The 16,619-nt window shown below is 72.3% G+C and carries 25 protein-coding genes; 21 read left to right on the top strand and 4 right to left on the bottom strand.

Annotated features, from left to right (window positions below):
• The first annotated feature begins 114 nt into the window (after positions 1-114).
• The 20 genes from rplN to CS2_RS06730 all read left to right on the top strand — a co-directional run bounded on the left by rplN (position 115) and on the right by CS2_RS06730 (position 12,015).
• Positions 115-483: a 50S ribosomal protein L14 gene (gene rplN, locus CS2_RS06825; protein ID WP_013770175.1), complete on the top strand. Its 369-nt coding sequence runs from the start codon at positions 115-117 to the stop codon at positions 481-483.
• A 2-nt stretch (positions 484-485) separates the two neighbouring features.
• Entirely contained in the window at positions 486-827 is a 342-nt protein-coding gene (gene rplX / locus CS2_RS06820) for a 50S ribosomal protein L24 (protein ID WP_046528984.1), read from the top strand.
• The gene (gene rplE, locus CS2_RS06815) at positions 827-1,399 is read left to right on the top strand and encodes a 50S ribosomal protein L5 (protein ID WP_046528983.1); all 573 of its coding nucleotides are present in this window, start codon (positions 827-829) and stop codon (positions 1,397-1,399) included. Before rplX ends, rplE begins: the two co-directional genes overlap by 1 nt.
• A 2-nt stretch (positions 1,400-1,401) precedes the next feature.
• The gene (locus CS2_RS06810; RefSeq protein ID WP_046528982.1) at positions 1,402-1,587 is read left to right on the top strand and encodes a type Z 30S ribosomal protein S14; all 186 of its coding nucleotides are present in this window, start codon (positions 1,402-1,404) and stop codon (positions 1,585-1,587) included.
• A 76-nt stretch (positions 1,588-1,663) separates the two neighbouring features.
• The gene (gene rpsH, locus CS2_RS06805) at positions 1,664-2,062 is read left to right on the top strand and encodes a 30S ribosomal protein S8 (protein ID WP_046528981.1); all 399 of its coding nucleotides are present in this window, start codon (positions 1,664-1,666) and stop codon (positions 2,060-2,062) included.
• 25 nt (positions 2,063-2,087) lie between these two features.
• Positions 2,088-2,627 carry a 50S ribosomal protein L6 gene (gene rplF / locus CS2_RS06800; RefSeq protein WP_046528980.1) on the top strand — a complete coding sequence of 180 codons (540 nt, stop codon included), beginning with the start codon at positions 2,088-2,090 and terminating at the stop codon, positions 2,625-2,627.
• A 3-nt stretch (positions 2,628-2,630) separates the two neighbouring features.
• Positions 2,631-3,002, top strand: a complete 372-nt coding sequence (gene rplR, locus CS2_RS06795) for a 50S ribosomal protein L18 (RefSeq protein ID WP_046528979.1) — start codon at positions 2,631-2,633, stop codon at positions 3,000-3,002.
• 34 nt (positions 3,003-3,036) lie between these two features.
• Positions 3,037-3,681 (top strand): 30S ribosomal protein S5, encoded by a 645-nt coding sequence (gene rpsE / locus CS2_RS06790; protein WP_070319397.1) that lies wholly within the window; start codon positions 3,037-3,039, stop codon positions 3,679-3,681.
• Entirely contained in the window at positions 3,681-3,863 is a 183-nt protein-coding gene (gene rpmD / locus CS2_RS06785) for a 50S ribosomal protein L30 (RefSeq protein WP_013117860.1), read from the top strand. Before rpsE ends, rpmD begins: the two co-directional genes overlap by 1 nt.
• Before the next feature lie 2 nt (positions 3,864-3,865).
• Positions 3,866-4,528: a 50S ribosomal protein L15 gene (rplO, locus tag CS2_RS18495; RefSeq protein WP_082131421.1), complete on the top strand. Its 663-nt coding sequence runs from the start codon at positions 3,866-3,868 to the stop codon at positions 4,526-4,528.
• Between the two features lie 259 nt (positions 4,529-4,787).
• Positions 4,788-6,083 carry a preprotein translocase subunit SecY gene (secY, locus tag CS2_RS06775; RefSeq protein ID WP_046528977.1) on the top strand — a complete coding sequence of 432 codons (1,296 nt, stop codon included), beginning with the start codon at positions 4,788-4,790 and terminating at the stop codon, positions 6,081-6,083.
• Positions 6,080-6,658: an adenylate kinase gene (locus CS2_RS06770; RefSeq protein WP_046528976.1), complete on the top strand. Its 579-nt coding sequence runs from the start codon at positions 6,080-6,082 to the stop codon at positions 6,656-6,658. The genes secY and CS2_RS06770 overlap by 4 nt, the downstream gene beginning before the upstream one ends.
• A 10-nt stretch (positions 6,659-6,668) precedes the next feature.
• A complete protein-coding gene (gene map, locus CS2_RS06765; protein WP_070319396.1) occupies positions 6,669-7,490 on the top strand; it encodes a type I methionyl aminopeptidase in 822 nt (273 codons plus the stop codon).
• A 269-nt stretch (positions 7,491-7,759) separates the two neighbouring features.
• On the top strand, positions 7,760-7,981 hold the full coding sequence (infA, locus tag CS2_RS06760; RefSeq protein ID WP_012867920.1) for a translation initiation factor IF-1: 222 nt from the start codon (positions 7,760-7,762) through the stop codon (positions 7,979-7,981).
• A 65-nt stretch (positions 7,982-8,046) separates the two neighbouring features.
• Positions 8,047-8,160, top strand: a complete 114-nt coding sequence (rpmJ, locus tag CS2_RS06755; protein ID WP_013117849.1) for a 50S ribosomal protein L36 — start codon at positions 8,047-8,049, stop codon at positions 8,158-8,160.
• 174 nt (positions 8,161-8,334) lie between these two features.
• Positions 8,335-8,715: a 30S ribosomal protein S13 gene (gene rpsM / locus CS2_RS06750; RefSeq protein ID WP_046528974.1), complete on the top strand. Its 381-nt coding sequence runs from the start codon at positions 8,335-8,337 to the stop codon at positions 8,713-8,715.
• 77 nt (positions 8,716-8,792) lie between these two features.
• Positions 8,793-9,194: a 30S ribosomal protein S11 gene (rpsK, locus tag CS2_RS06745; protein WP_046528973.1), complete on the top strand. Its 402-nt coding sequence runs from the start codon at positions 8,793-8,795 to the stop codon at positions 9,192-9,194.
• Between the two features lie 204 nt (positions 9,195-9,398).
• A complete protein-coding gene (locus CS2_RS06740; RefSeq protein WP_046528972.1) occupies positions 9,399-10,412 on the top strand; it encodes a DNA-directed RNA polymerase subunit alpha in 1,014 nt (337 codons plus the stop codon).
• Positions 10,413-10,492: 80 nt separating this feature from the next.
• A complete protein-coding gene (gene rplQ, locus CS2_RS06735; RefSeq protein WP_070319395.1) occupies positions 10,493-11,017 on the top strand; it encodes a 50S ribosomal protein L17 in 525 nt (174 codons plus the stop codon).
• A 152-nt stretch (positions 11,018-11,169) separates the two neighbouring features.
• Positions 11,170-12,015 (top strand): alpha/beta fold hydrolase, encoded by an 846-nt coding sequence (locus CS2_RS06730; protein ID WP_082739936.1) that lies wholly within the window; start codon positions 11,170-11,172, stop codon positions 12,013-12,015.
• Here CS2_RS06730 and CS2_RS06725 read toward each other — a convergent pair.
• Positions 11,896-12,663: an ROK family protein gene (locus CS2_RS06725; RefSeq protein WP_046528970.1), complete on the bottom strand. Its 768-nt coding sequence runs from the start codon at positions 12,661-12,663 to the stop codon at positions 11,896-11,898. The two genes, CS2_RS06730 and CS2_RS06725, sit on opposite strands and share 120 nt — an antisense overlap.
• 34 nt (positions 12,664-12,697) lie before the next feature.
• Here CS2_RS06725 and truA point away from each other — a divergent pair, with 34 nt between their 5' ends.
• Positions 12,698-13,642: a tRNA pseudouridine(38-40) synthase TruA gene (gene truA / locus CS2_RS06720; RefSeq protein WP_070319394.1), complete on the top strand. Its 945-nt coding sequence runs from the start codon at positions 12,698-12,700 to the stop codon at positions 13,640-13,642.
• Between the two features lie 30 nt (positions 13,643-13,672).
• On the opposite strand, the gene CS2_RS06715 is transcribed toward truA, so the two are convergent.
• The 3 genes from CS2_RS06715 to CS2_RS06705 form a co-directional block, all read right to left on the bottom strand.
• Entirely contained in the window at positions 13,673-14,155 is a 483-nt protein-coding gene (locus tag CS2_RS06715; protein WP_046528968.1) for a DUF5709 domain-containing protein, read from the bottom strand.
• Positions 14,156-14,270: 115 nt separating this feature from the next.
• Complete coding sequence (locus tag CS2_RS06710; protein WP_070319393.1) at positions 14,271-14,612, bottom strand: STAS domain-containing protein; 342 nt, start codon at positions 14,610-14,612, stop codon at positions 14,271-14,273.
• Positions 14,612-16,546 (bottom strand): glycosyltransferase family 2 protein, encoded by a 1,935-nt coding sequence (locus CS2_RS06705; RefSeq protein WP_070319392.1) that lies wholly within the window; start codon positions 16,544-16,546, stop codon positions 14,612-14,614. Before CS2_RS06705 ends, CS2_RS06710 begins: the two co-directional genes overlap by 1 nt.
• Positions 16,547-16,619 lie beyond the last annotated feature (73 nt).

Here is a 16,619-nt window from a genome sequence, read left to right as displayed (position 1 = left end):
CCACGGCGCGGGCGGGCCCGCCCGCCCGCGGCGTGTGCACCACGGCAACCATCCGTATGGCCAGGCTCGGCGCCACGGCAGACCGAGAACCCGCCAGACGACAGGAGTAGCTAGATGATCCAGCAGGAGTCGCGACTGCGTGTCGCCGACAACACGGGTGCGAAGGAGATTCTCTGCATCCGTGTGCTCGGCGGCTCCGGCCGTCGCTACGCCGGTATCGGCGACGTCATCGTCGCCACCGTCAAGGACGCGATCCCCGGCGGCAACGTCAAGAAGGGCGACGTCGTCAAGGCGGTCGTCGTGCGCACCCGCAAGGAGCGCCGGCGTCCCGACGGCTCGTACATCAAGTTCGACGAGAACGCCGCGGTGATCCTCAAGAACGACGGCGAGCCGCGCGGCACCCGCATCTTCGGCCCCGTGGGCCGCGAGCTGCGCGACAAGAAGTTCATGAAGATCATCTCGCTGGCTCCGGAGGTGCTCTGACCATGGCGAAGATCAAGAAGGGCGACCTGGTCGTCGTCATCTCGGGCCGCGACAAGGGGCAGCAGGGCCGCGTGCTCGAGGTGCTCCCCGAGACGCAGCGCGTCGTGGTCGAGGGCGTGCAGCGCGTGCAGAAGCACGTCAAGGCGGGCCAGTCGGCCCGCGGCACCCGCACCGGTGGCATCGAGACCGTCGAGGCCCCCATCCACATCAGCAACGTGATGCTCGTGGACCCGGAGACCAAGAAGGGCACCCGGGTCGGCTACCGCACCGAGCAGGTCGAGCGGGACGGCCGCACGCGCACCGTGCGCGTCCGCGTCGCCAAGCGCTCCGGTAAGGACATCTGATGACCGAGACCACCATCGAGGCCCCGGCCCTGCCGCGTCTGAAGACGCGCTACGCCGAGGAGATCAAGCCGGCGCTCTTCGAGCAGTTCGGCCACGAGAACATCAACCAGGTCGCGCGGCTGGTCAAGGTCGTCGTCAACATGGGCGTCGGCGAGGCCGCGAAGGACTCCAAGCTCATCGAGGGCGCGATCCGCGACCTGACCCAGATCACGGGTCAGAAGCCGCAGGTCACGAAGGCCCGCAAGTCGATCGCGCAGTTCAAGCTGCGCGAGGGCATGCCGATCGGCGCGCACGTCACGCTGCGCGGCGACCGGGCCTGGGAGTTCCTGGACCGCCTGCTGAACATCGCGCTTCCGCGCATCCGCGACTTCCGCGGGCTGTCGCCGCAGCAGTTCGACGGCAACGGGAACTACACGTTCGGTCTGACCGAGCAGTCGGTGTTCCACGAGATCGACCAGGACAAGATCGACCGGGTCCGCGGCATGGACATCACGGTCGTCACGACCGCGACGACGGACGACGAGGGGCGCGCGTTCCTCAAGCTCCTCGGCTTCCCGTTCAAGGAGAACTGACCATGGCGAAGACCGCCCTCATCAACAAGGCGGCCGCGAAGCCGAAGTTCGCGGTCCGCGGGTACACGCGCTGCCAGAAGTGCGGTCGTCCGCACTCGGTGTACCGCAAGTTCGGCCTGTGCCGGATCTGCGTGCGGGAGATGGCCCACCGTGGCGAGCTCCCCGGCGTGACCAAGAGCAGCTGGTAAGAACCACCGGACGTCGGTAGGTCCGCGGCCCCCTGGCGGGGCCGCGGATACCCCGGCGAGAAAGGGCGAACGCCCGATGACCATGACCGACCCGATCGCAGACTTCCTGACGCGTCTGCGCAACGCGAACTCGGCGCACCACGACACGGTGACGATCCCGTTCTCGAAGCTCAAGAGCCACATCGCCGAGATCCTGCAGGCCGAGGGCTACATCTCGGGCTGGACCGTCGAGGACGCCCCCGTGGGCAAGAACCTCACGATCACCCTGAAGTACGGCCCCAACCGCGAGCGTGCGCTCGCCGGCGTCAAGCGCGTGTCCAAGCCGGGCCTGCGCGTGTACGCCAAGTCGACCAACCTGCCGAAGGTGCTCGGCGGCCTGGGCGTGGCGATCCTGTCCACGTCCTCCGGCCTGCTGACCGACAAGCAGGCAGCCAAGAAGGGTGTGGGCGGGGAAGTCCTCGCCTACGTCTGGTAAGCCCGAGACGGAGAGGAGAACAGCCATGTCTCGAATCGGCAGGATCCCCGTCCCGGTGCCTTCGGGTGTCGACGTGACGATCGACGGCCGCGTGGTGACGGTGAAGGGCCCCAAGGGGGAGCTCACCCACACGGTCGCCGCCCCCATCGCGGTGGACCGCGACGACGCCGGCGCCCTCGTGGTGACGCGTCCCGACGACGAGCGCGCCTCGCGCTCGCTGCACGGCCTGACCCGCACGCTGCTGGCCAACCTGGTCACCGGCGTCACGGAGGGCTACACCAAGAAGCTCGAGATCGTCGGCACCGGTTACCGCGTGACGGCGAAGGGCAGCAACCTCGAGTTCGCGCTCGGCTTCAGCCACCCCGTCGTCGTCGAGCCGCCGGCGGGCATCACGTTCGCGGTCGAGACCCCGACGAAGTTCTCGGTCGAGGGCATCGACAAGCAGCAGGTCGGCGAGGTCGCCGCGAACATCCGCAAGATCCGCAAGCCCGAGCCGTACAAGGGCAAGGGCGTGCGGTACGCGGGCGAGAACGTGCGCCGCAAGGTCGGAAAGGCTGGGAAGTAAGCCATGGCGATCAGCATCAAGGGCAAGGGCACGACCATCGCCCGTCGCCGCCGCCACCTGCGCCTGCGCAAGAAGGTCGTCGGCACGGCTGCGCGTCCCCGCCTCGTCGTGACGCGGTCCGCGCGTCACATCACGGCCCAGGTCGTCGACGACGGCCTCGGCAAGACCGTCGCGTCGGCGTCGACCCTCGAGGCCGACCTGCGCGGCCACGACGGCGACAAGACCGCCAAGGCGAAGAAGGTCGGCGAGCTCGTCGCGGCCCGTGCCAAGGCTGCGGGTGTCGAGGCGGTCGTGTTCGACCGCGGCGGCAACAAGTACCACGGCCGTGTGGCCGCGGTCGCCGACGGCGCCCGTGAGGGTGGTCTGGCCCTGTGACGACGAACTCCGCATCGAAGAAGAGGACTTTCTGATGGCTGCTCCTCAGCGCAGCAACACCGGTGCCGGCGGCACCGGCGGCGACCGCCGGGACGGCGGCCGTCGTGACGGCGGGCGGCGCGGTGACGCCGCCGAGAAGAGCGCGTTCGTCGAGCGCGTCGTGACGATCAACCGTGTCGCGAAGGTCGTCAAGGGCGGCCGTCGCTTCAGCTTCACCGCGCTCGTCGTGGTGGGTGACGGCGACGGCACGGTCGGCGTCGGCTACGGCAAGGCCAAGGAGGTGCCCGCGGCGATCGCCAAGGGTGTCGAGGAGGCGAAGAAGAACTTCTTCCGCGTCCCCCGCATCCAGGGCACCATCCCGCACCCCGTCCAGGGTGAGAAGGCCGCCGGCGTCGTCTTCCTGCGTCCCGCGTCCCCCGGTACCGGTGTGATCGCCGGTGGTCCGGTGCGCGCGGTGCTCGAGTGCGCCGGCATCCACGACGTGCTCAGCAAGTCGCTCGGGTCGTCCAACGCGATCAACATCGTGCACGCCACGGTCGAGGCCCTGCGCTCCCTCGAGGAGCCCGAGGCCGTCGCCGCCCGTCGTGGGCTGGCGCTCGACCACGTCGCGCCGGCTCCGCTGCTGCGGGCGCAGGCCGAGGGCCGTGCGGCCTCGGCGGCCGCGAAGGCGGGTGCGTGATGGCGCGTCTCAAGGTGACCCAGACCCGGTCCGCCATCGGCGGCAAGCAGAACCAGCGCGACACGCTGCGCACCCTGGGCCTCAAGCGGATCGGCGACGTCGTCGTCAAGGAGGACCGTCCTGAGATCCGCGGCATGGTCAAGACGGTGACGCACCTCGTCGCGGTCGAGGAGGTCGAGTGACCATGGCCGACGACAAGAAGGCCGACGAGAAGGCGACGGAGACCACGGCTGCGGCCGAGAAGAAGGCTCCGGCGAAGAAGGCTCCCGCCAAGAAGGCTCCGGCCAAGGCGACCGCCACGACGGAGTCCTCGGCCGCGGCCGAGAAGACGGCTCCGGCGAAGAAGAAGGCCCCGACCGCTGCCGCGAAGGCGGCGGCCGAGGCCGCGGCGGCCCCCGGTGCGGGCGGCACGCTCAAGGTGCACCACCTGCGTCCGGCCCCCGGCGCCAAGACCGCCAAGACCCGTGTGGGTCGTGGTGAGGCGTCGAAGGGCAAGACGGCGGGTCGTGGTACCAAGGGCACCAAGGCGCGCTACCAGGTGCCGGACCGCTTCGAGGGTGGGCAGATGCCGCTGCACATGCGGCTGCCCAAGCTCCGCGGCTTCAAGAACCCGTTCCGCGTCGAGTACCAGGTCGTCAACCTGGACAAGCTCTCGGCGCTGTACCCGGACGGCGGCGACGTGACGGTCGCCGACCTGGTCGCCAAGGGCGCGGTCCGCAAGGGCCGTCCCGTCAAGGTGCTCGGCACCGGCGAGCTCACGGTCAAGGTGTCCGTCGCGGTCGACGCGTACTCCGCGTCCGCGAAGGACAAGATCGTGGCGGCCGGCGGCAGCGTCGCGCAGGACTGACGTCCGCGCGGCGCCCGTGGCGCACAGCAATGACACAGCGGGCGGTCCCGGTTCCACCGGGGCCGCCCGCTGTGGTGTGCGGGGCGCGCCACGGAGCGCCGTCGGCGTGATCCGGAACGTTTCAGACGCGCGGCCCGCACGCCGCGCACGGACGTCGTGCAGGGCGGCGCGAGCCGCAGGGTAGGCTTTCCCGGCGGTCCGTCCCGCTCATCGACGGCGACGGGGTCGGTGGACGGCCCACACAGCAGGAGGACGACAGGTGCTCGGTGCATTCGCGAGGGCGTTCAGGACGCCCGACCTGCGGCGCAAGCTGCTCTTCACCATCGGGATCATGGTGGTGTTCCGCGCAGGCTCGTTCCTGCCCACCCCCGGGGTGAGCTATCCGAACGTGCAGATCTGCATCGACCGCACCGCGGACAACGACCTGCTCGGGCTGGTGAACCTGTTCAGCGGCGGTGCGCTGCTGCAGCTGTCGGTGTTCTCGCTCGGGATCATGCCGTACATCACGGCGAGCATCATCATCCAGCTGCTGCGCGTGGTGATCCCCAAGTTCGAGGAGCTCCACAAGGAGGGCCAGGCGGGCACCGCCAAGCTCACGCAGTACACGCGCTACCTCACGATCGGCCTGGCCGTCCTGCAGTCGACGACGATCATCACGTTCGCGCGCAGCGGCAACCTGTTCCAGGGCTGCACCGTCGACGTCATCCCCGACGACTCGTGGATCACGCTGCTCATCATGGTCATCACCATGACCGCGGGCACCGGCCTCATCATGTGGCTCGGCGAGCTCATCACCGAGCGCGGCGTCGGCAACGGCATGTCGCTGCTCATCTTCACGTCGATCGCCGCGTCGTTCCCCGGCGCCATGTGGTCGATCGCTGGCGGCGCCGGCGGCATCGGCAAGTTCCTCGCCGTGATGGGCATCATCGTCCTGGTGATCGCGCTCGTGGTGTTCGTCGAGCAGTCGCAGCGCCGCGTGCCGGTGCAGTACGCCAAGCGCATGGTCGGGCGCCGCATGTACGGCGGGTCGAGCACCTACATCCCGATCAAGATCAACATGGCCGGCGTCATCCCCGTGATCTTCGCGTCGTCGCTGCTCGCGGTGCCGACGCTGATCGCGCAGTTCGGCGACCCGACGGCCGGCTGGGTGCAGTGGATCACGCGCTACGTCGCGGCCCCCGAGGCGCCGCTGCACATCGGCATCTACGTGCTGCTGATCATCTTCTTCTGCTACTTCTACACGGCCATCACGTTCAACCCGGACGAGGTCGCCGACAACATGAAGAAGTACGGCGGGTTCATCCCCGGCATCCGCGCCGGGCGTCCCACCGCCGAGTACCTCGACTACGTGATCACGCGGATCACCGCGCCCGGGTCGATCTACCTCGCGCTCGTCGCGCTCATCCCGACGATCGCCTTCATCGTGCTCGACGTCGGCAGCAACATCCCGTTCGGCGGCGCGTCGATCCTCATCGTCGTCGGCGTCGGGCTCGAGACCGTCAAGCAGATCGAGTCGCAGCTGCAGCAGCGGCACTACGAAGGGTTCCTCCGTTGAGCGCACGTCTGGTCCTCCTGGGCCCCCCGGGGGCGGGCAAGGGCACGCAGGCCGTCCGTCTCGCCGAGCGGCTGGGTGTCCCGGCCATCTCGACCGGCGACATCTTCCGGTCCAACATCAAGAACGGCACCGAGCTGGGTCGTCGCGTGCAGGACATCACCGCGTCGGGTGCGCTCGTGCCGGACGAGCTCACGAACGAGCTCGTGCGCGACCGCCTCGCGCAGTCGGACGCGGTGGACGGGTTCCTGCTGGACGGGTACCCGCGCAACGTCGCCCAGGTCGCGGCGCTCGACGAGATGCTCGCCGCGGCGGGCCAGCAGCTCGACCTCGCGGTCGAGCTGACCGTCGACCCGCAGGTCGTGGTCGAGCGGCTGACCAGGCGCGCCGAGATCGAGGGGCGGGCGGACGACACGGAGGACGTCATCCGTCACCGCCTCGACGTCTACGCCGAGCAGACCGCGCCCATCTCGCAGGTCTACGCCGCGCGCGGCGTCCTCGCGCAGGTCGACGGGCTGGGCGAGGTCGACGAGGTCACCGAGCGCCTCGTCGCCGCGCTGGCCCCCGTCCTGTCCTGAGGAGCAGCCCGTGTTCGGCCGCGAGAAGATCGAGTACAAGACGCCCGAGCAGGTGGCGATCATGCGCCGCGCGGGTCTCGTGGTCGCCGACGCGCTCGACGCGGTACGCGGCGCGCTCGCGCCGGGCGTGACGACGGCCGAGCTCGACGCCGTCGCGGAGGACGTCATCCGCTCCGCCGGTGCGACGCCCTCGTTCCTCGGCTACCACGGGTACCCGGCGAGCCTGTGCGTCTCGGTCAACGAGGAGATCGTCCACGGGATCCCGGGGAGCCGGGTCCTGCAGCCCGGCGACGTCGTGTCCGTCGACTGCGGCGCGATCGTCGACGGCTGGCACGGCGACTCGGCGTTCTCCGCGGTCCTCGAGCCGGCCGACCCCGCCGACGTCGCGCTCGTGACGACGACCGAGGACGCGCTCTGGGCGGGCATCGCCGCGCTCGCGACGCCGGGCGGGCGGCTCGGCGCCGTCGGCGAGGCCGTCGAGGACGTGGTCGAGGCCGCCGCCGCCCCCTACGGCACCGTCGAGGACTACGTGGGTCACGGCATCGGGACGGCGATGCACCAGCCGCCCGACGTCCCGAACTACCGCACGAAGGATCGCGGCACCAAGCTGCGGGCCGGCCTGTGCGTCGCCGTCGAGCCGATGCTCGTGCGCGGCGCCGAGGCGAACCACGTGCTCGCCGACGACTGGACGGTCGTGACCGACGACGGTGCGCGCGCGGCGCACTGGGAGCACTCCGTGGCGATCCTCGAGGACGGCATCGTCGTGCTGACGGCCCGCGACGGGGGAGCGGCGCGGCTGCGCGCGCTCGGCGTCGAGATCGCGTCGCTCTGACGTCGCGTACGCCGGGGCGGGGCACCGGCGACGGGGTCCGCACGACCCGGTTCCCGGCCGTTCCGGACCGGGCCCGCGATGGCGTATGATGGTTCGTTGGTTGTGCGTTCCGTGATACCCACCTGTCGGTGGCGGGATCGGTGCCCAGCCGCCCCACGACCGTCCAGCGGGTTCCGGCACGTCCGGAGCCGCCGGTGGCGCGGGGGTCGTGGGTCCGTCGCGAGGCGAGCCTGCAGCAGCACCCGTCAGTACGACAGTTAGCGGAGGACATGGCCAAGAAGGACGGCGTCATCGAGATCGAGGGCAGCGTTGTCGAAGCGCTGCCCAACGCGATGTTCCGTGTGGAGCTCGCGAACGGCCACAAGGTGCTCGCCCACATCTCGGGCAAGATGCGCCAGCACTACATCCGGATCCTCCCCGAGGACCGGGTGGTCGTCGAGCTCAGCCCGTACGACCTGTCCCGCGGGCGCATCGTCTACCGCTACAAGTAACCACCCCCATCGACACGCCGTCTCCCCGGGCCTCGGCCCGGTGCACGGCGGCGGAGGAACGAGCGATGAAGGTCAAGCCGAGCGTCAAGAAGATCTGCGACAAGTGCAAGGTGATCCGCCGGCACGGTCGCGTCCAGGTGATCTGCGAGAACCTGCGCCACAAGCAGCGCCAGGGCTGAGCAGCCACCTGCACCACCGCCCCTGACCGGGGCAGCAAGCGCACCGCCGCTCCGTGAGGACGACCCCCGGGTCGTGACCACGGCGAACCCCCAGCTCGGAGGCTGGGGCCCGCGAGAAGACGCGGGGGGACGGTGCGGCAGACCTCCGAACGCAGTACAGGAGCCACCAGGCACATGGCACGTCTCATCGGCGTCGACCTTCCCCGCGACAAGCGGGTCGAGGTCGCCCTCACCTACATCTTCGGGGTCGGGCGCACGCGTGCGCACCAGGCCCTCGCCGCCACCGGCATCAGCCCCGACGTCCGGGTCAAGGACCTCGGCGACACCGAGCTCGTCGCGCTCCGCGACTTCCTCGAGGGCAGCTTCAAGCTCGAGGGCGACCTGCGCCGCGAGATCGCGGCCGACATCCGCCGCAAGGTCGAGATCGGCTCCTACGAGGGTCTGCGTCACCGCCGCGGCCTCCCGGTGCGCGGTCAGCGCACCAAGACCAACGCGCGTACCCGCAAGGGCCCCAAGCGCACCGTCGCCGGCAAGAAGAAGGCCGGGCGCAAGTGACGTCGCGGGCCGGTCGCGCCCGTCGCTGACCGCCCGCCCGTCGGCCCACCGAACCGCAGACCCCGAGAGAAGAAGACATGCCTCCCAAGTCCCGCACCGCCGTGCGCAAGCCGCGCCGCAAGGAGAAGAAGAACGTCTCCCACGGCCAGGCGCACATCAAGAGCACGTTCAACAACACCATCGTGTCCATCACCGACCCGTCGGGCGCCGTGATCGCCTGGGCGTCGTCGGGCCAGGTGGGCTTCAAGGGCTCGCGCAAGTCGACGCCGTTCGCCGCGCAGCTCGCCGCCGAGGCCGCCGCGCGTCGTGCCCAGGAGCACGGCATGCGCAAGGTCGACGTCTTCGTAAAGGGCCCGGGCTCGGGTCGCGAGACCGCGATCCGCTCGCTCACCGCCGCCGGCCTCGAGGTCGGCTCGATCCAGGACGTGACGCCGCAGGCCCACAACGGCTGCCGTCCGCCGAAGCGTCGCCGCGTCTGACACGCCGCAGGCCGGGACCGTGCGTCCGCGCACCGGTCCCGGCCCTCGCGCGTCCGCCGCGTCCGGCGTCCCGCACGGGACGCCGAGCGGCGGTACGTCGGACCCGACCGCACCTTCGCCCGGACATGCGGACCGAGGCACGTCCAGGCACGTAGTACCTGCGAAAGCGTCATATGGCGGACGCTCGCGGAGAGGAATCCCACCGTGCTGATCGCACAGCGCCCCACCCTGACCGAAGAGGTCATCTCGGAGCACCGCTCGCGGTTCTCCATCGAGCCTCTCGAGCCCGGCTTCGGCTACACGCTCGGCAACTCCCTGCGCCGGACGCTGCTGTCGTCCATCCCGGGGGCCGCCGTCACCTCCATCCGGATCGACGGCGTGCTGCACGAGTTCTCGACGGTCCCGGGCGTCAAGGAGGACGTCACCGAGATCATCCTCAACATCAAGAACCTCGTCGTCTCCTCGGAGAACGACGAGCCGGTCGTGATGTACCTGCGCAAGCAGGGTGCGGGTGACGTCACCGGTGCGGACATCGTCCCGCCCGCGGGTGTCGAGGTCCACAACCCCGAGCTGCACCTGGCGACGCTCAACGAGAAGGGCAAGCTCGAGATCGAGCTGACCGTCGAGCGCGGCCGCGGCTACGTCTCGGCGAACCAGAACAAGTCGTTCGACGCCGAGATCGGCCGGATCCCGGTCGACTCGATCTACTCGCCCGTCCTCAAGGTGACCTACAAGGTCGAGGCGACGCGTGTCGAGCAGCGCACGGACTTCGACAAGCTCATCGTCGACGTCGAGACCAAGCCGGCGATCAGCCCGCGCGACGCCCTGGCGTCGGCCGGCAAGACGCTCGTCGAGCTGTTCGGCCTGGCGCGCGAGCTCAACGTCGAGGCCGAGGGCATCGAGATCGGCCCGTCGCCGACGGACGCCGCGCTCGCCGCCGACCTCGCGCTGCCGATCGAGGACCTGCAGCTGACGATCCGGTCGTACAACTGCCTCAAGCGCGAGGGCATCCACACGGTGGGCGAGCTCGTGGCGCGGTCCGAGGCGGACCTGCTGGACATCCGCAACTTCGGTGCGAAGTCGATCACCGAGGTCAAGGAGAAGCTGGCCGAGCTGGGCCTCACGCTCAAGGACAGCCCGCTGGACTTCGACCCCACGGCCGCCGGCGCCTACTACGGGGACGACGAGACCGACTTCGTCGAGGACGAGCAGTACTGACGCAGCCGTTGCCCGCAGCCAGGCGCTGACGCGCCGGCTGCGGGGCGTCGCCCTCACTGAGAACTCAAGGAGTAGAGACCATGCCCACGCCCACCAAGGGTCCCCGGCTCGGTGGTAGCCCGGCGCACGAGCGGCTGATCCTCGCGAACCTCGCGACGCAGCTGTTCGAGCACAAGCGGATCACGACGACCGAGACGAAGGCCAAGCGCCTGCGCCCGCTGGCCGAGCGTCTCATCACGTTCGCCAAGCGCGGCGACCTGCACGCGCGCCGTCGCGTGCTCACCGTCGTCAAGGACAAGGGCGTCGTGCACGCCCTGTTCACGGAGATCGCGCCCGCCGTCGCCGACCGTCAGGGCGGCTACACGCGCATCACCAAGATCGGTCCGCGCAAGGGCGACAACGCCCCCATGGCCGTCATCGAGCTCGTGCTCGAGCCGCTGTCGCCCAAGCAGGCCGTCGTCAAGGAGGCCACGAAGGCCACCGCGAAGGCCGCGCCCAAGGCGGAGAAGCCCGTCGAGGACGCCCCCGTCGAGGACGCCCCGGTCGAGGACGCGCCCGTCGAGGACGCCCCGGTCGAGGACGCGAAGGCCGACGACAAGGCCTGAGCCGCGTCGCACCCGCAGGGCCCGGACACCGCACGGTGTCCGGGCCCTGCGTCGTCCCGGGGCGAGGCGTCGTCGCCGCTGGACCGGCGGGCGTCCGGGCGCGGCACCCGTCGAAAGGCGAACGCCTGCCGGGGAGGGCTAGCGTCGTGCGCATGGACGAGCGGCAGGTGCCCGTGGTGCTGGTGCACGGGCTGCGGGCGTCGCGCACCATGTGGCGCGCGCAGGTGGAGGCGCTCACCGCCACCGGGCGCACGGCCCTCGCGGTCGACCTGCCCGGGCACGGGCACCGCCTCGACGAGACGTTCACGCTCGACGGCGCGGTCGACGCGGTCGCGGCCGGCGTCGAGGCGGTGGGAGGACGCGCCGTCGTCGTCGGCCTGTCGCTCGGCGGGTACACCGCGATCGCGCACGCCGCGAGGCACCCGCAGCAGGTCGCGGGGCTCGTCGCGGCGGCGTGCTGCACCGTGCCGCGCGCCGCGGTGGTCCGCGCCTGGGGGCTGGCCGCGGACGGGTTCTTCGCCCGGCTGCCCGACCGCGGCGCGGCGATCAACCAGGCGCTGGTCGACCGCGTGCTGCCGCCGCAGGCCGCCGCCGACGTCGCGGCGGGTGGGTTCGCCCTCGACGTCGTGGGCGACACGATGCGGGCCATGCGGGACGCGACGCCGCTGGCGGACCTCGCGCGCGTCGCCGCTCCCGTGTGGCTCGTCAACGGGCGCTGGGACCACTTCCGTGGTGACGAGCGACGGTTCCTGGCGGCGTGCCGCGACGGCCACCTCGTCGTGGTGCCGCACGCGACGCACCTCGTGAGCCTCGTGCAGCCCGTCCGCTTCACGCGCGTGCTGCTCGACGTCCTCGACGACGTGGACGCGCGCGAGGCGTCAGCCGTGCGGTTCGGCGAGCCCCCAGGCACGCACGCCACCGACGATGCCCGCCTGGTTCGGCACGACGACCACGTCGTCGCCGAGCCTGTCGAGCGTGGACGCCGTGATGCGTCGTGAGTTGCCGCCGCCCAGGTAGAGGCGGTCCCAGCGGAACACGGGCCGGAACCCGTCGACGACCTTGCGGACCCGGCGCGACCACAGCGCGTCGCCGAGTCGGGCGCGCTCGTGCTCGCCCACGTACGCGTCGTACGTCGTGCCCCAGCGCACGGGGGCGTGCGACAGCTCGAGGTGCGGCGCGATCCGGCCGCCGTCGAACAACGCCGACCCCAGGCCCGTGCCGAGCGTGAGGACCAGCTCGAGCCCCGTGCCCGAGACGACGCCCGCGCCGTGCACCTCGGCGTCGTTGAGCACGAGCGTGGGAAGCCCCAGGCGCTCGGCGAGCAGGGCCCGGACGTCGCAGCCCTGCCACGCCGCGAGCAGCTCGGGCACGACGGCGGTCCGCGGCCCGGAGCGGGTCACGTAGTGCGGGGTCGCGACGACGACGCCGTGCCGGATCATCCCGGGCACGCCGACCGTCGCGCGCTGCGCCGGCGGCAGCCCGGCCGCGATCCCCGCGATCGTCTCGGCGAGGCGCTCCGGGGGCAGCGGGTAGGGCGTGGGAACGCGCACCGGGGGTGCGTGCAGCGTGCCGGCGGCGTCGAGCACCGACGCCTTGATGCCGCTGCCACCGCAGTCCACGGCCAGCGTGTAGGGCTCGACGGGCACGTCACCACGGTAGCCCCACCGCTACCGTGGGCCCGTGACCAGCACGCCCGCCGACCTCGTCCGCCTGCGCCTGGACCTCGCGTACGACGGCACGGACTACGCCGGGTGGGCGCGGCAGCCGGGGCTGCGGACCGTGCAGGGCGTGCTCGAGGACGGGCTCGCGACGGTCCTGCGGGCGGGGCCCCGCGGGGAGGCGCCGCCGCGCGTGACGGTCGCGGGCCGCACCGACGCGGGCGTGCACGCGCGCGGTCAGGTCGCGCACGTCGACGTCGTCGCGGGGGCGCTGGCCGCGGCGCGCGGACGCTCGGACCGCGCGGACGTCGAGGCGCTGACCGCGCGCCTGGCCGGCGTGCTGCCGTCGGACCTCGTGGTGCGGTCGGTGACGCGCGCGCCGGACGGCTTCGACGCGCGCTTCTCGGCGCTGCGACGGCGCTACGCCTACCGCGTGTGCGACGAGCCCGCGGTACGCGACCCGCTGCGCCGCGCCGCGGTGCTGTGGCACCGGCGCCCGCTCGACGTCGACGCCATGGACGCCGCGGCGCGCACGCTCGTGGGGCGGCACGACTTCGCGGCCTACTGCAAGCCCCGGCCCGACGCGACGACGATCCGCACGCTCGAGGAGTTCGCCTGGGCACGGCCCGCGGACGGCGCCGACGCGGGCCTCGTCGTCGCGCACGTGCAGGCCGACGCGTTCTGCCACTCCATGGTCCGGGCGCTGGTCGGCGCGAGCCTCGCCGTGGGGGAGGGGCGGCGGCCCGTCACGTGGCCGCGCGACCTGCTCGACGCGCGCCGCCGCGAGGGCGGTGCGACCGTCGTCGCGGCGCACGGGCTCACGCTCGAGGAGGTCGGCTACCCGCCGGACGCCGAGCTCGCGGAGCGCGCCGAGCGCACCCGGGCCCGCCGGGGTGCGCACGAGGTCGACGGTCGGCGCGACGGCGTGACGGACGACGGCCCGCCGGCGCGCGGCTGCTGCGACTGACGGGCCCGGCGTGCGCTCCTCACCGCCCGCTCAGTACCGCGCGCCCTCGTCGTCGGTCGTGAGGTCGTCGTCGTCATCGGTCGGTGCGGCGCCGACGTAGTCCTCCTCGACCAGGTGGACGGCGGCCTCCTCGGCCGACGCCGCGCCGCCCGAGACGCCCGCGTCGATCGCGAACTCGTCGGTGCCGCCGGCCTCCACGGCGTCGTCGTCCTCGACCAGGCGGCCCGCGCGCAGCTCGTCGCGGTGCGGCGGCGGCGGTGCGTCGTCGGACTCCCAGACCTCGGGCTCCTCCTGCGCGACGCGCTGGTCGAGCGTCTCGCCGCGCGACTCCTCCCAGGCGGTCTCGCCGAACCGCGTCGACTGCGGCCGGGGACGCTCGGGAGGGGTGACGCCCTCGTCGAGCGGGTCGTCGACGCCGCGCTCGACGAGCGTGTCCTCGCCGGGCAGCTGGTCGCTGTCGCCCTCCGAGCCGAGTGCGGGGTCGGTGCTGGTGGCTGGGGTGTCCTCGCTCATGGCACGAGCCAAGCACCGCGGGTCGCGGGCCGCCACAGCAGGGCAGGGACGCGGGGGAGAGGGGGCGTGCCCGGCCGGCCGCGGGTCGCGGCGCCGCCTCCGGACGGTGCGGGGCCTAGTCGCCGCGCAGGGCGTCGTCCACGTGCGCGTACGGCCGCAGCACGAGGTCCATGCTGGTGAGCTCGAGGACCGCGCGGACCTGCTCGCCGGCCCCGGCGATCCGCAGGTCTCCCTGCGCGACGCGGGTCGCACGCAGCCCGCCGACGAGCACGCCGAGCCCCGAGGAGTCCATGAACGGCACGCCCGCCAGGTCCACCACGACGAGCGGGTGCCCCGCGTCGACGGCGCGGTCCACGGCGGCGCGCACGTCGCCGGCGCCGAGCATCGTCAGGCGTCCCACGAGCCGCAGCACGGCCGTCCTGCCGTCCCGCAGCTCGAGGTCGAGGTCGAGACCCATCACCGTTCTCCTTCCGTGCGCCCGGCGGCCCGGTACCCGCGGTACCGCAGCGCCTGGACGACGACGCCCAGGACGACGAGGTCGTAGCCGACCCACGCGACGTTGACGAGCGTGCCGCTCCACGCGGACAGGCCCAGCGCTGCGCGGGCCAGCCCGACGGGCACCGCGGCGACCAGCACGACCATCGCCACGAGCTGGGGCAGCACGCGCCGCCACGCGACGGTGCTCGACCGCCCGTCCTTGCGCGTCACCGCGAACTCCAGCGGCCGGCCCCACCACACGTTCGCGGCGGCGGTCACGCAGGCGCGGATCCACACCGGGAAGAGCGCGAGCGCGTACTGCTGGCCGCGCCAGGTGGTCAGGCCGCGCGCCACGACGAGGAACAGCAGCTGGCTCGCGACGAGGAACGGCACGAACCGGGCGAAGAAGTCGACGCTCCACGCGGTGACCGGCATGACCCCGAAGAGCAGGAAGAGGACGGGCGCCACGAGGTAGACCACGGCGGCGAAACCCGACAGGTAGCTCCACATCGTCGCGGAGTACATGAGGCGCTGGCCCACGGTGAGGCCCGGCACGCGCCACGGGTTGCGCCGCAGCATCGTCTGGACGGTGCCCTGGGCCCAGCGCAGCCGCTGCGTCAGCATCGTCGGGAGGTCCTCGGGGGCGAGGCCGTGCGCGAGGGTCTCGTGGTGGTAGACCGTGCGCCACCCCAGGGCGTGCAGCGCCATGGCGGTCGCCATGTCCTCGGTGACGGACACCGTCGCGACGGGCTGCACCGCCTGCGCCTCGTCGTGCCGGTCGACGTCGACGGCGCGCAGCAGGTCGCGGACCGCCTCGAGGGCGCCGAGGGGGGACCAGTCGCGAGCGGCGAGCCGGGTCAGCGCGGACTGGTCGAGCGTGAGCGTGCCGTGCGCGTCGTGCAGCTCGGCGATCTGCTCGAGGTCCGCCCGCATCCGGGCGACGTCCGCGTCGACGAGCGTGCCGGAGGCCGCGTCGACGGCGCGCTGGAACTCGTAGGTGACGGGCCCCAGGGGATCACCGCCGTCCAGGCGCCGCTGCGCTCGGGCCGCCGCGGCGCGCACCGTCGTGAGGGCGTCGGCGACCGTCGGGTCGGCGGCCTCGCGCGCGGCACGCGCGAGCACGGCGCGCGCGGTGCGCAGCGCCCGGCGCACCGCCGCCCGGGACGCGTCGACGTACCCCACGAGCCCGAGCTGCATGAGCGCGTCGCGACGCAGCACGGCGTTCGAGCCGCAGAAGAACGCCGCGTTCCAGCCGTCCTTGCCCTGCATGATGGGGCCGTAGAAGAGCGGCGCCTGGCTCCCCAGCGGGTCGGCGACCGGCACGTTGTCGAAGACCTGGGGCGTCTGGACGATCGCGACGCGCGGGTCGTCGAAGTACCCGACCGTGCGGTCGAGGATCGCGGGGTCGGGCACCTGGTCCGCGTCGAGCACGAGCACGAGCTCGCCCTCGGTCACCAGGAGCGCGTTGTTGAGGTTGCCGGCCTTGGCGTGCCGCGGGCGCCCCTCCCAGTCCGGCGAGCGCACGACGTAGCCGACGCCGGCGGCCAGCGCGGCGTCCCGCAGCGCGGGCCGTGCACCGTCGTCGAGGACCCACGTGGTGTGCGGGTGGCGGATCCGCTGCGCGGCGAGCGCCGTGCGCATGACGAGGTCGACGGGCTCGTCGTAGGTGGTGACGAGCACGTCGACGGTCGTACCGGGTGCGGGCGGCGGCGGTGCGGGCCGCTCGCGGGCGCGCCACATCGTGAGGCCGAACAGCGTCACGTCGATCAGGGAGTACGTCTCGGCGACCACGAGCGGGACCGCGATCCACCACGCCGCGAGGTTGAGCGACGACGACCAGCGCCAGGCGACGTACGTCCAGCCGAGGACGAGCGTCAGCACGACCAGCACCCGGACGACGACCCGACGTGGCACGGCGACGCACCCCCTGGAGGCGACGGTAGCGCGTGGCCACGCGGCGCGCCGGACCGGGGGCCGGGCGGAATCT

Source organism: Cellulomonas iranensis NBRC 101100 = JCM 18110, from assembly GCF_001552375.1.
In the GTDB taxonomy this organism is placed as follows: domain Bacteria; phylum Actinomycetota; class Actinomycetes; order Actinomycetales; family Cellulomonadaceae; genus Cellulomonas; species Cellulomonas iranensis.
The sequence above is the reverse complement of the archived record's forward strand: the minus strand, read 5'-3'. Positions and strand labels throughout refer to the sequence as shown.

What these genes read in the sequence shown, in the direction of transcription:
- rplN (WP_013770175.1), top strand. Translation starts at nt 115, where the DNA reads ATGATCCAGCAGGAGTCGCGACTGCGTGTCGCCGACAACACGGGTGCG.
- rplX (WP_046528984.1), top strand. Translation starts at nt 486, where the DNA reads ATGGCGAAGATCAAGAAGGGCGACCTGGTCGTCGTCATCTCGGGCCGC.
- rplE (WP_046528983.1), top strand. Translation starts at nt 827, where the DNA reads ATGACCGAGACCACCATCGAGGCCCCGGCCCTGCCGCGTCTGAAGACG.
- CS2_RS06810 (WP_046528982.1), top strand. Translation starts at nt 1,402, where the DNA reads ATGGCGAAGACCGCCCTCATCAACAAGGCGGCCGCGAAGCCGAAGTTC.
- rpsH (WP_046528981.1), top strand. Translation starts at nt 1,664, where the DNA reads ATGACCATGACCGACCCGATCGCAGACTTCCTGACGCGTCTGCGCAAC.
- rplF (WP_046528980.1), top strand. Translation starts at nt 2,088, where the DNA reads ATGTCTCGAATCGGCAGGATCCCCGTCCCGGTGCCTTCGGGTGTCGAC.
- rplR (WP_046528979.1), top strand. Translation starts at nt 2,631, where the DNA reads ATGGCGATCAGCATCAAGGGCAAGGGCACGACCATCGCCCGTCGCCGC.
- rpsE (WP_070319397.1), top strand. Translation starts at nt 3,037, where the DNA reads ATGGCTGCTCCTCAGCGCAGCAACACCGGTGCCGGCGGCACCGGCGGC.
- rpmD (WP_013117860.1), top strand. Translation starts at nt 3,681, where the DNA reads ATGGCGCGTCTCAAGGTGACCCAGACCCGGTCCGCCATCGGCGGCAAG.
- rplO (WP_082131421.1), top strand. Translation starts at nt 3,866, where the DNA reads ATGGCCGACGACAAGAAGGCCGACGAGAAGGCGACGGAGACCACGGCT.
- infA (WP_012867920.1), top strand. Translation starts at nt 7,760, where the DNA reads ATGGCCAAGAAGGACGGCGTCATCGAGATCGAGGGCAGCGTTGTCGAA.
- rpmJ (WP_013117849.1), top strand. Translation starts at nt 8,047, where the DNA reads ATGAAGGTCAAGCCGAGCGTCAAGAAGATCTGCGACAAGTGCAAGGTG.
- rpsM (WP_046528974.1), top strand. Translation starts at nt 8,335, where the DNA reads ATGGCACGTCTCATCGGCGTCGACCTTCCCCGCGACAAGCGGGTCGAG.
- rpsK (WP_046528973.1), top strand. Translation starts at nt 8,793, where the DNA reads ATGCCTCCCAAGTCCCGCACCGCCGTGCGCAAGCCGCGCCGCAAGGAG.
- rplQ (WP_070319395.1), top strand. Translation starts at nt 10,493, where the DNA reads ATGCCCACGCCCACCAAGGGTCCCCGGCTCGGTGGTAGCCCGGCGCAC.
- CS2_RS06730 (WP_082739936.1), top strand. Translation starts at nt 11,170, where the DNA reads ATGGACGAGCGGCAGGTGCCCGTGGTGCTGGTGCACGGGCTGCGGGCG.
- CS2_RS06715 (WP_046528968.1), bottom strand. Translation starts at nt 14,155, where the DNA reads ATGAGCGAGGACACCCCAGCCACCAGCACCGACCCCGCACTCGGCTCG.
- CS2_RS06710 (WP_070319393.1), bottom strand. Translation starts at nt 14,612, where the DNA reads ATGGGTCTCGACCTCGACCTCGAGCTGCGGGACGGCAGGACGGCCGTG.